Below are 13,986 nucleotides of genomic sequence, written 5' to 3' on the forward strand. Positions count from 1 at the left end.
TCACCCTTGGTTCGCCGCACCGCCGTACGGACGTGCCAGCCTCCCACCGCTGGGGACCGGGGAAGGGGAGGCTAGGGCCATGGAAAACGCGCCGGCGATCTTCGCGGGATCGGTGTTCGCCCTGTTCGGAGGGGCATTGCTGCTGTGGACCGGGACGCGGCTGCGGCAGCGGCTGCCGGTCGCCGAGGGGGTGGCGCGGAGCACCTCTGTGGCCGTCGCGACCTCGGCGGGGGTGACGGCGCTGATGCTCGCCGTGTGGTGCTTCAGCGGAATCTGAGACGGGTCCCCGGGCGGGGCCCCGGACAGCCCCGGGGCGGGCGGTGGATCACCCGCCGCGCACCGCCGCCGGGGCCGGTCGGCACTCCGGGCGGCAGGAAAGGCGGTAGTCGGGTTACCGTTCGAGTGGCCGTTGCGGGCTTTTCCCGTTTGACACGGGGGCGGGATGTACCGTCACACTCCGCAGCGTCACGGTACGGCCCGCCGTACCGCACCAGCCATCGTGACGTAACGCAGCGTCATCGAGCGTCGACCGGAGAGAAGAGCGAAGTTGTCCCCGACCAGCGAGGCCGCACATGGCGGTCGCCGACTCGTGATCGTCGAGTCGCCTGCCAAGGCGAAGACGATCAAGGGCTATCTCGGCCCCGGCTACGTCGTCGAAGCGAGCGTCGGACACATCCGCGACCTTCCGAGCGGAGCCGCCGAGGTCCCCGAGAAGTACACCGGTGAGGTGCGCCGACTCGGGGTGGACGTCGAACACGACTTCCAGCCGATCTATGTCGTCAACGCCGACAAGAAGGCCCAGGTCAAGAAGCTCAAGGAGCTGCTCAGCGAGTCCGACGAGCTCTTCCTCGCCACCGATGAGGACCGCGAGGGCGAAGCCATCGCGTGGCACCTCCAGGAAGTGCTCAAGCCCAAGATCCCCGTCCACCGGATGGTCTTCCACGAGATCACCAAGGACGCGATCCGCGACGCCGTCGCCAACCCGCGCGAGCTGAACAAGAAGCTCGTGGACGCCCAGGAGACCCGCCGCATCCTCGACCGCCTCTACGGCTACGAGGTCTCGCCGGTCCTGTGGAAGAAGGTCATGCCGAGGCTGTCGGCGGGCCGTGTCCAGTCCGTCGCCACCCGGCTGGTGGTCGAGCGGGAACGCGAGCGCATCGCCTTCCGTTCGGCCGAGTACTGGGACCTGACGGGCACCTTCGGCACCGGCCGCGCCGGTGACGCCTCCGATCCCGCGGCGCTGGTCGCCCGGCTCACCGCCGTCGACGGACGCCGGATCGCGCAGGGCCGCGACTTCGACTCCCTCGGGCAGATCAAGGGCGCGAACACCCTCCACCTCGACGAGGGACAGGCCCGCGCGCTCGCCGCGGCCCTGGAGAACACCCGTTTCTCCGTCCGCTCCGTCGAGTCCAAGCCGTACCGCCGCTCGCCGTACGCGCCGTTCCGCACCACGACCCTCCAGCAGGAGGCGAGCCGCAAGCTCGGCTTCGGCGCGAAGGCCACGATGCAGGTCGCGCAGAAGCTGTACGAGAACGGCTTCATCACCTATATGCGTACGGACTCCACGACGCTGAGCGACACGGCGGTCCGCGCCGCCCGCGCCCAGGTCACCCAGCTGTACGGCGCCGACTACCTGCCCGACAAGCCCCGCACGTACGCCGGGAAGGTCAAGAACGCGCAGGAGGCGCACGAGGCGATCCGCCCGTCGGGTGATCGTTTCCGCACCCCCGCGGAGACCGGTCTCACCGGTGACCAGTTCCGGCTCTACGAGCTGATCTGGAAGCGGACCGTCGCCTCCCAGATGAAGGACGCGGTCGGCAACTCGGTCACCGTCAAGATCGGCGGCACCGCCGCCGACGGCCGGGACACCGAGTTCTCCGCCTCCGGCAAGACGATCACCTTCCACGGCTTCCTGAAGGCGTACGTCGAAGGCGCCGACGACCCGAACGCCGAGCTGGACGACCGCGAGCGCAGGCTTCCGCAGGTCGGCGAGGGCGACCCGCTGTCCGCCGACGCGATGTCCGTCGACGGTCACTCCACCAAGGCGCCCGCCCGCTACACCGAGGCCAGCCTCGTCAAGGAGCTGGAGGAGCGCGAGATCGGCCGCCCCTCCACGTACGCGTCGATCATCGGCACGATCCTCGACCGCGGCTATGTCTTCAAGAAGGGCACCGCGCTCGTCCCGTCCTTCCTGTCCTTCGCCGTGGTCAATCTGCTGGAGAAGCACTTCGGGCGGCTCGTCGACTACGACTTCACCGCCCGGATGGAGGACGACCTCGACCGTATCGCCAGCGGTGAGGCCCAGGCCGTGCCGTGGCTGCGCCGGTTCTACTTCGGCGAGGGCGGCCCCGGCGACGGCGCGGGCGCCGCGGCCGACGCGGGCAACGGCGACGGCGACCACCTCGGCGGACTCAAGGAACTCGTCACCGACCTGGGCGCCATCGACGCCCGCGAGGTGTCGTCGTTCCCCGTCGGGGACGGCATCGTGCTGCGCGTGGGCCGCTACGGCCCCTACATCGAGCGCGGCGAGAAGGACTCCGAGGGCCACCAGCGCGCGGACGTCCCCGAGGACCTCGCGCCCGACGAACTGACCGTCGCCTTCGCGGAGGAACTGCTCGCCAAGCCGAGCGGGGACTTCGAGCTGGGCGCCGACCCGGTCAGCGGCCACCAGATCATCGCCAGGGACGGCCGCTACGGCCCGTACGTCACCGAGGTGCTGCCCGAGGGCACACCGAAGACCGGCAAGAACGCGGTCAAGCCGCGGACGGCCTCGCTCTTCAAGTCGATGGCCCTGGACACCGTCACCCTGGACGACGCGCTCAAGCTCATGTCGCTGCCGCGCGTCGTGGGCAAGGACGCCGAGGGCGTCGAGATCACCGCGCAGAACGGCCGCTACGGCCCGTATCTGAAGAAGGGCACCGACTCGCGGTCGCTGACCAGCGAGGACCAGCTCTTCACCATCACCCTGGACGAGTCCCTCGCCATCTACGCGCAGCCCAAGCAGCGCGGGCGGGCCGCGGCCAAGCCGCCGCTGAAGGAACTCGGCGAGGACCCGGTCAGCGGCAAGCCCGTCGTGGTGAAGGACGGCCGCTTCGGCCCGTACGTCACCGACGGCGAGACCAACGCGACGCTGCGCTCCGGTGACAGCGTCGAGGAGATCACGCCCGAGCGGGGCTACGAGCTGCTCGCCGAGAAGCGGGCCAAGAGCCCCGCCAAGAAGACGGCGAAGAAGGCACCCGCCAAGAAGGCGCCGGCCAAGAAGACCGCGGCCAAGAAGACGGCCACGGCCACGGCCGCGAAGAAGACGACCACGGCGAAGAAGGCCACGGCCAAGAAGGCGCCCGCGAAGAAGGCGTCCGCGACGAAGACCGCGGGCCCGGACGCCTGACGGTCACGCCGTAGTCCCGCCCCGGACGCGGGGCGTGCGGGGCCGCGGTGACGGCCTCAGGCGTGCGGCGTACGGGGTCGGCGTGGGTGGCGGCCGCAGGTCCGGGGGTGCCCGGATCCGCGGTGACGCCCGCAGGTCCGGGCCCTGACCGCCCGACGTTCGACATGTGCACCCCGTACGGGGCCGGGACCTCGCTCCCGGCCCCGTACGGCGTTCCCGGGCCGGCTCCGGTTTCGCGGGCCCGGCCGCGCGGTGGTGCTGCGGGGCGGCGGGCAGGGCGCCGTCGGTGGGCCAGGGGCCCGGGGCCGGTGCCGGACACCGGGCGCGGGGCCGGGCGGGACAGGGCACGGGCCCGGTGGCGGGACGCGGGGCACGGGACGCGGGGTTGGTGTCGGCGCGGCCGGATAGGCTGTCAGGATGACGCGAGCCGAGCAGCCAACGGCCGGACAACCGGCCTCCGACACCGCCCTGGTCGCCGATTCCCGCGAGCGCGCCCTGCGCGCCCTGCTGCACAACGCCCCCCTCAAACGCCTCTGGGGAGCGCAGCTCATCGGCGGCATCGGCGACGCCCTCGCCCTGCTCGTCCTGGTGCTGCTGACCCTGGAGACGGCGGTCGGCCGGGGTTCCCTCGGCGGCGGCTACCAGGGCGCCGCCCTCGCCGTCGCGGCCGTCCTCGGCACCCGGATCCTCGCGACCCTGCTGTGCGGCGCCGTCCTGCTCGGCCCGCTCACCTCGCTCACCTCGCCCGGCGGTCTGCTGGACCGCCGCTGGACGATGGTCGCCACCGACGGGCTGCGGGCCGCGCTGCTGATCGTGGCCCCGCTGTGGATCCTGTGGACACCGGGCAGCGCCCTCGTGCTGCTCCTGGTCACCACGTTCGTCATCGGGGTCGCCGAACGCTTCTGGACGATCTGCCGGGAGAGCGCGGCCCCCGCGCTGCTGCCCCCGCCGCCGCCGGAGGGCGCGGCCGTCCGCCCGCTGCCCGACCACCTGGACGCCCTGCGCCGGCTGTCCCTGCGCACCGGCTTCGTCGCCTTCCCGCTCGCCGCCCTCACGCTCGTCGTGACCACCCTCGTCGGGAATCTGCTGGGCGCGGGCATCGACTGGTTCGGCGCCCACCAGGCGGCCCTCGCGTCGTACGCCGCGGCGGGACTGTTCGCCGCGTCGCTGTCCGTCGTCTGGTTCGTCGAACTGCCCGCCACCCCCACGCCCCGCGCGCGCTCCCCGCTCGAAGGGCTGCGCCGCCCCCGCACCGGCACCACGCCCGACCGGGGCCGGACGGGCGCGGTCACCCCGCTGGTCCTCGCCTGCGGCGCCGTCGCCGCCGCGATCGCCGCCGCCGTGGGCGTCGCCGTCCTGCACGCCGGCGACCTCGGCGGCGGGCCGGTGCTGTACGGCCTGCTGGTCCTCGCGCTCACCGGCGGCACCGTCCTCGGTATCCGTACCGGCCCCGCCGTCCTGCCGTCGCTCTCGCGGCGGCGGCTGCTCGCGCTCTCCGTCGCGGCCACCGGCGCCGCGCTGCTCGCGGCGGGCCTCGTCCCGGACGTCACCTCCGTCCTGCTGATCACGGCCCTCGCCGGGACGGCCGCCGGGGTCGCCGCCAACACCGGGCACACCCTGCTCGACCAGGAGACCGAGGAGTACCGCAGGGCCCGCACCACCGAGCATCTCCACGCGGTCGTCCGGGTCTTCGTCGCGCTCGGCGCCCTGGTGGCCCCCCTGCTCGCCGCGCTGATCGGCCCGCACCGCCTGGAGAACGGCAAGTTCGTCTTCGACCACGGCGGCGCCGCGTTCACCCTCATGCTGGTCGGCGCCCTGCTGCTGCCCGTCGCGGCCCTCGTCCTCGCCCGGACCGACGACCGCTCCGGCGTCCCGCTGCGCAAGGACCTGCGGGACGCGCTGCGCGGCGGCGACCCGGCCCAGGCCCAGGCCGCCACCGGCTTCTTCATCGCCCTGGAGGGCGGCGACGGCGCCGGGAAGTCCACCCAGGCCGAAGCGCTCGCCGAGTGGATCCGCGGCAAGGGCCACGAGGTCGTCGTCACCCGTGAGCCCGGCGCCACCCCGGTCGGCAAGCGGCTGCGCTCGATCCTCCTGGACGTCTCCGACGCCGGACTGTCCCACCGCGCCGAGGCTCTGCTCTACGCGGCCGACCGCGCCGAACACGTCGACACCGTGGTGCGCCCCGCGCTCGAACGGGGCGCCGTGGTCGTCTCCGACCGCTACATCGACTCCTCCGTCGCCTACCAGGGCGCCGGACGCGATCTGTCCCCGACCGAGATCGCCAGGATCTCCCGCTGGGCCACCGACGGGCTCGTCCCGCATCTGACGATCCTGCTGGACGTCGACCCCGAGGCCGCCCGCGAGCGCTTCACGGAGGCCCCGGACCGGCTGGAGTCCGAGCCGATCGAGTTCCACGCGCGCGTGCGGGCCGGTTTCCTCACCCTGGCCGCCGCCGCGCCCGGCCGCTACCTCGTGGTGGACGCGAGCCAGGAGGCGGAGGCCGTCACCACGGTCGTCCGCAACCAGCTCGACGTCCTGCTGCCGCTTTCCGAGGCCGAGATCAAGGCCCAGGAAGAGGCCCGCAAGGCCGCCGAGGAGGAGGCCCGCCGCAAGGCGGAGGAGGAGGCCGCGCGCAAGGCCGAGGAGGAGCGGCTGGAGCGCGAGCGCCAGGAGCAGCTCGCCAAGCTGCGCGCCGAGGAGGAGGAGCGCAAGCAGCGCGAGCTGGAGGAGGCCCAGCGCCGCGAGGCCGAGCGGCAGGCCGAGGAGGCCCGCCGCCGCGCGGAGGAGGCCCGCCGCAAGGCCGAGGAGGAGCGCGCCAGGCTCCAGGCCGAGGAGGAGGCGCGCGCCGCCGAGCAGGAGCGGCTGCGCAAGCAGGCCGAGGAGGAGGCCCGGCTGCGCGCCGAGGCCGAGGCCCGGCGGCTGGAGAAGCAGCGCAAGGCGGAGGAAGCCCTGCTCAGGGCGGAGGAGGCCCGTCGCGCCGCCGAGGCGGCGGAAGCCGAACGGCGCGCGGAGGAGGCCCGCCGCGCGGAGCGCGAACGCCTCGCCGAGGACGCCCGCCGCGCCGAGGAGGAGCGGCAGGCGGCCGAGGCCCGGCGCGCGGAGGAGGCGCGGGAGGCGGCCCGTCAGGCGGAGCGGGACCGGCGCGCCGAGGAGGCGCGCGGGCTGGCGGAGGCCCGGCAGGCGGAGCAGATGCGTGAGGCGGAGGCCGCCCGGCGCGCGGAGGCGGCCCGGCGGGCCGCGGAGGCACGGGACCGGGCCGCGTCCACGCAGCCCCCTCGGCCGGGCGGCGACCGTTCCACGGATGACCGTTCCACGGATGACCGGTCTGCGGACGGCCGTTCCGCGGATGACCGGTCCGCGGATGGTCGTTCCGCGGATGGCCGTTCCACGGCTGGTCGGTCTGCGGATGGTACGGAAGGCCGGTTCGCCGAGGGCGGGATCGCCGGGGGCGGGGCCGGCGGGGGTCGGTCCACGGATGGCCGGGGCGCAAGTGATCCGCGCACGGGTGATCGGCGCACGGGTGCCGGGGCCGACGACGACACGACGACGCTTCCCCGGGTGCCGTCCGGCCCGGCGGACCGAGGCGGTCCCCGCAAGGGCCCCGCGTCCGGCTTGCCGTCCGATGACACGGCGGTGCTGCCCCGGGTGCCCTCCGGTCCGGCGGACGAGACGGCCGTGCTGCCGCCCGTACGGCCAGACGGTTCCGACGACGACACAGCGGTGCTCCCGCAGATGCCCGACGACCGCGCGGCCGACGACACGGCCGTGCTGCCGCCGGTGCGGCCCCGGGGCACCGGCGCCCCGACGGACCGCGTGCCGCCCGGCTACTTCCGCGACGAGCGCCCGGCCGGACCGATGTCGGCCGGTGCCCCGCGCACCCGGGTGACCGGTCCCAACGACCGTACGCACGAGCTCCCGCAGCTGGACGAACAGGGCGTGCCCAAGCGGCGGCCCCGTTCCGACTGGGCGGAGGCGACCCCGCTCGACGACCTGCCGACCCTGGCCGACGAACTGCTCGGCGCGCGCGGAGAGAACGACGACAGCGACGAGGGCGACGGCGGCAGGCGTGACGGGGACGCGTACGGGCGTGACGCGTACGGACGCGATCCTCGCGGACGTGACGCGTACGGGCGGGGCGGTCGTGGTGACGATGGGCGCGGGCCGGGCGGTTCGCGCCGCTGACGCCGCGCGGACCGGCCGGGTGCGCGCCGCTGAAGCCGCTGCTGGCGCTGACGGGGGATTGTGGGGCCGTGGCCGTGGCCGTGGCCGTGGCCGGGGCAGGGCGGCCGGTCGGACTCACGTGGCGGCCGGGGCCCGGTCGCCGTCGGTCCGGACGGTGATGTCAGTGGGGTCGTCCACAATGGACCGGGTGGGGGCACAGCCACGACGGGCGACGACGTGGACGGACAGCGGACGTAAGGGCGGCAACCCATGACGGTATGGGACGACTTGGTGGGCCAGGAGCAGGTGAGCGCGCAGCTCGGCGCCGCCGCCCGGGACGCCGACGCGCTGGTGACGGCCGTCGCCGACCGTTCCGCGGGGTCCGGCGCGCCGCCCCCGCCCGCCCCCGAGGCGTCCCGGATGACGCACGCGTGGCTGTTCACCGGCCCGCCCGGGTCCGGCGGTCCGACCGCCGCGCGCGCGTTCGCCGCCGCGCTCCAGTGCGTCAGCCCGGACCGCGCGCTCGGCGGTGTCCCCGGCTGCGGTTTCTGCGACGGCTGCCACACCAGTCTGATCGGTACCCACGCGGATGTGCAGATCGTCCGTACGGACCTGCTGTCCATCGGTGTGAAGGACACCCGTGAGCTGGTCCGCCGCGCCCAGTTGTCCCCGGCCGTGGGCCGGTGGCAGGTCATCGTCCTGGAGGACGCCGACCGGCTCACGGAAGGCGCGGGCAACGTCCTGCTGAAGGCCGTCGAGGAGCCCGCGCCGCGCACGGTCTGGCTGCTCTGCGCGCCCTCGGTGGACGATGTCCTGCCGACGATCCGTTCGCGCTGCCGTCATCTCACCCTGCGAACCCCGCCGGTGGACGCCGTCGCGGACGTCCTGATCCGCCGGGACGGCATCGAGCCGGAGGCCGCCATGGCCGCCGCCCGCGCCACCCAGGGCCACATCGGCCGGGCCCGCAAGCTGGCCACGGACCCGAGGGCCCGCGCGCGGCGCGCCGCCGTGGTGCGGATGCCACTGCGGGTGTCGGACGTCGGGGGCTGTCTGAAGGCGGCCCAGGAGCTGATCGACGCGGCCACCGAGGACGCCAAGGAGGTCTCCGAGGAGCTTGACGTCAAGGAGACCGAGGAGCTGAAGGCGGCACTCGGCGCGGCCCAGGGCGGGCGGATGCCACGCGGCACGGCGGGTGTGATGAAGGACCTGGAGGACAGACAGAAGCGCCGCAGGACCCGTACCCAGCGCGACAGCCTGGATCTGGCGCTCACCGAGCTGACCGGCTTCTACCGCGATGTCCTCGCGCTCCAGCTCGGCTCGCGGCTGGCCATCGCGAACGCCGACGCGGGTGACGCGCTGGACCGGCTCGCCCGCGAGAGCACCCCGGAGGCCACGCTGCGGCGGATCGACGCGATCTCGGCGTGCCGGGCGGCACTGGACAGCAATGTCGCCCCGCTGCTGGCGGTCGAGGCGATGACGATGGCGCTCCGCACGGGGTGACGGTGTTCGGGGCGGGATGACGCGCGCGCTCCGGCGCGGGCCGGGCGGGGTGGACGTGGGGCGGGTCGGGCCGGGCCGGGGTCGAAGCGCGCGGTCGCGTTCCGGCGCGCGGCCTGGCGGGGGATGACGCGCGCGTCCGCTCCCAGCCGTCCGCTCCCAGCCGTCCGCTCCCAGCCGTCCGCTCCCGGCTGTCCTCCGGGGTCGGACGGCGCCAGCGGAACGGAAACGGAATTCACTCGTACGGACCGACCGTGTGGCGACGCCAGGTGATCGCAAGGTCGCGCATCGTAGTCTCGTCGGATGCGCACGAGCAGCCGCCCACCCCGTCCCGCCCGTGACCCCCGCCCCCAGGGCCGTACCGTCCCCACCGGCCCCGGTCCTGGTCCTGATCCCGGCGGCCGAACGCCGGGCGGACCCGCGCTCGGGGAACGCTGCCCCCGGGACCGTCCCACCCGTGGCCACCGCACCCGGGGGCTGCGGGCGTTCGGCGTCCTGCTGACGGCGACCGCGCTGCTGGTCACCAGCTGCTCGGCGGGCGGGTCCGCGCCGGGCGGGTCGATGGTGGCGCCGCACGCGGGCAGCACTCCGGAGGAACTGACGCGGTACTACGGGCAGAAGCTCACCTGGCGCGACTGCGAGCCCACCGGCTTCCAGTGCGCGAAGCTGCGCGCTCCGCTGGACTACCGGCGTCCCGGGTCGGGCGAGATCGAGCTCGCGGTGGCACGCAAGGAGGCCACCGGTCCCGGTGAGCGGATCGGATCGCTGCTGGTGAACCCGGGCGGCCCCGGCGGCTCGGCGGTCGGCTACCTCCGTTCGTACGCGGGTGTCGGGTACCCCGACGACGTCCGGGCGCGCTACGACATGGTGGCCGTCGACCCGCGCGGGGTGGCCGGGAGCGAGCCGGTGCGCTGCCTCGACGGCAAGGAGATGGACGCGTACACGCAGACGGATGTCACCCCCGACGACCGTGGCGAACAGGACCGGCTCGTCGGCGCGTTCCGCACGTTCGCGAAGGGCTGCGAGAGCCGTTCGACGCGGGTGCTGCCCCATGTGTCGACGGAGGAGACCGCGCGGGACATGGACATCCTGCGCGCCGCGCTCGGTGACCGGAAGCTGACGTATGTGGGCGCGTCGTACGGGACGTTCCTGGGCGCGACGTACGCGGGGCTCTTCCCGGACCGGGTCGGCCGGCTGGTGCTGGACGGCGCGATGGACCCGTCACTGCCCGCCCGCCGGATGAACGAGGACCAGACGGCGGGCTTCGAGACGGCGTTCACGGCCTTCGCGGAGGACTGTGTGCGGCGTACGACTTGCCCGCTGGGCCGGGAGGCGGCGACGGCGGGGGCGAAACTGAAGACGTTCCTGCGCGCGCTGGACCGGGAACCCGTCCGGACCGGCAAGCCGGGCCGCCGCCTCGGCGAATCGCTCGCCATGACCGGGGTGATCGCCGCGATGTACGACGAGGGCGCGTGGCCCCGGCTGCGGTCCGCGCTGACGGCCGGGATCGACAAGCGCGACGGTACGGGGCTGCTGGCCCTGTCGGACGGCTACTACGAACGGGGGTCGGACGGCGAGTACGGGAACCTGATGTTCGCCAACGCCGCCGTGAACTGCCTCGACCTGCCTCCGGCGTTCACGACGCCCGCCGAGGCCGCCGAAGCGGTGCCCGCCTTCGAGAAGGCGTCACCCGTGTTCGGTGAGGGGCTGGCCTGGTCGGCGCTGAACTGCGCGTACTGGCCGTTCGGCGCGACGGGTGGGCCGCAGCGCATCGAGGCCAAGGGCGCCGACCCGATCCTCGTCGTCGGCACCACCCGCGACCCGGCGACCCCGTACCGCTGGGCCGAGGCCCTCGCCGCCCAGCTCGACTCCGGCACCCTCCTCACCTACGAGGGCGACGGCCACACCGCGTACGGCCGGGGGTCCACCTGCGTCGACTCCACGATCGACCGATACCTCCTCACCGGCACCCCTCCCGCCGACGGAAAGCGCTGCTCATAGCCCCCGGACCACCCCTGCCCGGGGGTGGTCCGGCCCCCGCAGGAATCTGTGTAGAATTGGCGCGTCGCGCACCCCGGCACCGGTGGTGCAGACGCCAGCCGCCTTAGCTCAGATGGCCAGAGCAACGCACTCGTAATGCGTAGGTCTCGGGTTCGAATCCCGAAGGCGGCTCTGAAGGACCCCAGGACTCACTCGCCGTGACCTGGGGTTTTTCGCTTTTCCGGGGCATGGCGCGTCACACGGCCGGGGTGCCGCGAGATGGCTTGCGTGAGCGATGCGTGAGCGGAGCGGTCCGTGCCCTACTTCTCGCCCTTCTTCCGCTTGCCCTTCTTCTTGGTCCTGGCCTCGGCTTTCGCCTTGGACGCCGCCTTCTTGGCAGCCTTGCGGGCCTCCGTCGCCTCGGCCTTCCGCTGTAGCGGGACCAGCTTGGCGGTGGCTTCGGCGGCGTTCTTGCCGACGTGGGGAAGGACGCTCTGGTAGATGTCGCGCGTGATCCGGGTGTCGCTGTGGCCGAGGGTGTCGGAGACGATCTTGACGTCGATGCCAGCCGCGAGCATGAGGGTGGCCGCGCCGTGGCGGAGGTCGTGCAGCCGGATCGGCGGGAGGCCGGAGGCGGCGACGAGGCGTTCGAAGAGGTCGGTGACCTTGCCGGGGTGAAGCCAGGTGCCGTCCTCCTGGGTGAAGACCATGCCGGTCTCGACCCAGGCCGTTCCCCACTCCTCGCGGTCCGCGTCTTGGCGCTCGCGATGTTCCTTGAGCACGTTGACCGTGTCGTCGTCGAGCGCGATGACACGGAAGCCGCTGTCCGTTTTGGGTTCGGAGGTCTCGACAGCCCAGCCGTCCTGGACGAGCTGCGAAGACACGGTGAGGGAGTGGGTGTCGAGGTTGGTTTCCGACCAGGGCTGGCCGCATGCCTCGCCCCGTCGCAGGCCACGGAAGGCGATCAGGTGCCACATGGCGTACAGCCGGTCCTCAGCGACGGAGTCGAGGAACGCGCCGGTCTGCGCCGGTGTCCAGACCATGACGGGCGAGGGCTTCTCGCCCGTCTGCTCCCAGACAGCGACGCGCTCGTCCGTCCAGACGAGGGCCTTGGGCTTGCGTGCTGGGTCGATCTCGACGTGGGCGGCGGGGTTGAAGGTGATGATCTGCTGGCCGATGGCGTTGTTGAGGGCGGCGCGGAGGGTGGCTTTGACGTGCTGGCGGGTGGCGGGTCCGGTGACGCGGCGGAACGGCGGCATCGTGTCGATCGCGGCCTTCAGTGTCTTGCGGTGGGCCCGGTGCTCCGCACCCTTCCACGGGATGGTCGCGAGTTCGTCGATCGCGGCGCGTCGTTGGGCGTTCTGTTCGAGGAGCTCGGTGTTGGCATCGGTGATGGCGGTGAACATGTCGCTGAGGTGGCTCACCCGCAGCCGGTCGAGGCGGCGGTGGCCGATGTGCGGCTTGAGGTGGATGCGGATGTCGGTCTCGTAGCGGCTGATGCCGGACTTCCGTATGCGTTTGCCCGCTAGCCACCGGTCCAGCCATTCCGCGACGGTGAGGCTGCCGACGAGGTCTTGGCCCGCGTTGAGTCGCCGACGCGTCTCCTCCACGTCGGGGAGGGGTGCCTTCTCGTTGCCGATCTCCTCCAGCATGGCCGCGATCAGCGTCATGCCCTCCGGGTCGTCGGTGTCGGTGAGGCCGAGGAGGGCGCGGACGTGGTCAAGGTCGGCCTGGGCCTTCTTGAGGGTGTCGTAGCCGGCGCGGCTGAAGGAGCGGCGGGTGCCGTCTTCGCGTGGCGGAAGTTCCTGGCGGATGGAGTACGAGCCGTGCTTGCGGCTGGACAGTTTGGGGCACTTCTTGCCGAGCGGTTTGCCGGTGTGGGGGGCGCGGCAGTAGCAGCGGCGGTGCGTGGAGCCCTTCAAGCGGCTTCCTCCGTGGGGTCGGTGTCGGTTTCGGGTGGGTCGACGTCGTGGAGTGCGGGTGGGAGGTCAGGCGGGGTGGCGCCGTCCTCGCGGATCTCGCGGCGGAGTTTGCGGAGCTCGCTCTTGGCCGCGATGGCGCGGTCGGCGTACTCGGCCCGCTGGCGTTCGGCGTTCTCCCGCTGGGCGCGGGAGGCGGCGGTTCTGGTGTCGAAGCGGGCCTGCTTCTCCTCGTCGAGTGCGGCGAGTGCGGTGCGGATGAGAAGGGTGTGGTGCTCGAACTCGGGCACCATTCCGGGGTCGTTCTCGAAGACGTCTTCCTCGCCGGTGAAGCGGCGCAGTGCGTCCCAGGTGGGGACGAGTTCCTGGAAGGGGAGTTCCTGGGTCTCCTCGATGTAGCCGACGGGGAAGATCAGGCAGACCGGGTAGGTCTCCAGTGCGGCGGCCAGGATCATGACGTCCACCAGGGGCAGGGTGGCGCGGCGGCCGGATTCCATGTTGGCGATCACGTTGCGCGGGATCGGGTGCCCCAGCTCCTCGCAGCGGTCGGCCAGGTCCTGGGCGCTCCATCCCCTCCTCCTCCTTCTGCGTCGGACCTCGCCGGCCACGGTGGCCTTGATCCGGTCCACCCACTCCGGAAAGTCGTCTTCTTCATCATCGAAACCGCTTTGTGTCATGCAGACACATTAGCTTGAGGATCATCGATGGAGTGGCCTGGAGCCGGACGTGATGGACGCGTTCGCCGACGGCTGCACCGAAGAGGGGATGCCGCATGCGCGGAGACGTCACGAGCGGGCAGTCGAAGGGGATGAGCCGGGAGGAGTTGCTGGCCCTACCGGTCGCTGTTGACCTGGACACCAGCAACCGGGCACTCGGGTTGGGGCGGAGCAAGGGGTACGAGCTGGCGAAGCGGGGCGCCTATCCGTGCAAGGTGCTGCGGCTCGGCAACGCGTACCGGGTTGTGACGGCGGACCTGTTGGACCTGCTCGGCTTGGCGGCGTGAGGGGCAGGGAGCGTAGCAGGCGGTTCTGCGCTGAGCTG

8 protein-coding genes and 1 tRNA gene are annotated in these 13,986 nt (G+C 73.0%); 7 read left to right on the plus strand and 2 right to left on the minus strand.

Translation table 11 applies throughout. From position 1 onward, the window contains the following. Positions 1-79 precede the first annotated feature (79 nt). The 6 genes from OG711_RS21915 (at position 80) to OG711_RS21940 (ending at position 11,218) form a co-directional block, all read left to right on the plus strand. Positions 80-277: a hypothetical protein gene (locus OG711_RS21915; RefSeq protein WP_073795385.1), complete on the plus strand. Its 198-nt coding sequence runs from the start codon at positions 80-82 to the stop codon at positions 275-277. 270 nt (positions 278-547) lie between these two features. After that, the gene (topA, locus tag OG711_RS21920) at positions 548-3,388 is read left to right on the plus strand and encodes a type I DNA topoisomerase (RefSeq protein ID WP_266517138.1); all 2,841 of its coding nucleotides are present in this window, start codon (positions 548-550) and stop codon (positions 3,386-3,388) included. A gap of 417 nt (positions 3,389-3,805) precedes the next feature. After that, positions 3,806-7,570, plus strand: a complete 3,765-nt coding sequence (gene tmk, locus OG711_RS21925; protein ID WP_329560136.1) for a dTMP kinase — start codon at positions 3,806-3,808, stop codon at positions 7,568-7,570. A 249-nt stretch (positions 7,571-7,819) separates the two neighbouring features. Then, the gene (locus OG711_RS21930) at positions 7,820-9,049 is read left to right on the plus strand and encodes a DNA polymerase III subunit delta' (protein ID WP_266517132.1); all 1,230 of its coding nucleotides are present in this window, start codon (positions 7,820-7,822) and stop codon (positions 9,047-9,049) included. A 300-nt stretch (positions 9,050-9,349) separates the two neighbouring features. Next, positions 9,350-11,047 (plus strand): alpha/beta hydrolase, encoded by a 1,698-nt coding sequence (locus OG711_RS21935; RefSeq protein WP_329560137.1) that lies wholly within the window; start codon positions 9,350-9,352, stop codon positions 11,045-11,047. 97 nt (positions 11,048-11,144) lie between these two features. Next, positions 11,145-11,218: transfer RNA gene (locus OG711_RS21940), tRNA-Thr, on the plus strand. 128 nt (positions 11,219-11,346) lie between these two features. On the opposite strand, the gene OG711_RS21945 is transcribed toward OG711_RS21940, so the two are convergent. Together OG711_RS21945 and OG711_RS21950 are read right to left on the minus strand one after the other, a co-directional pair. Next, positions 11,347-12,948, minus strand: coding sequence for a tyrosine-type recombinase/integrase (locus tag OG711_RS21945; protein WP_329560138.1), 1,602 nt, complete (start codon positions 12,946-12,948; stop codon positions 11,347-11,349). Then, positions 12,945-13,622, minus strand: a complete 678-nt coding sequence (locus OG711_RS21950) for a helix-turn-helix domain-containing protein (protein WP_329560139.1) — start codon at positions 13,620-13,622, stop codon at positions 12,945-12,947. Before OG711_RS21950 ends, OG711_RS21945 begins: the two co-directional genes overlap by 4 nt. Before the next feature lie 95 nt (positions 13,623-13,717). On the opposite strand from OG711_RS21950, the gene OG711_RS21955 reads away from it, so the two are divergent. Beyond that, positions 13,718-13,948 carry a hypothetical protein gene (locus OG711_RS21955; RefSeq protein ID WP_329560140.1) on the plus strand — a complete coding sequence of 77 codons (231 nt, stop codon included), beginning with the start codon at positions 13,718-13,720 and terminating at the stop codon, positions 13,946-13,948. Positions 13,949-13,986 lie beyond the last annotated feature (38 nt).

Source organism: Streptomyces uncialis (assembly GCF_036250755.1).
Lineage (GTDB): Bacteria > Actinomycetota > Actinomycetes > Streptomycetales > Streptomycetaceae > Streptomyces > Streptomyces uncialis.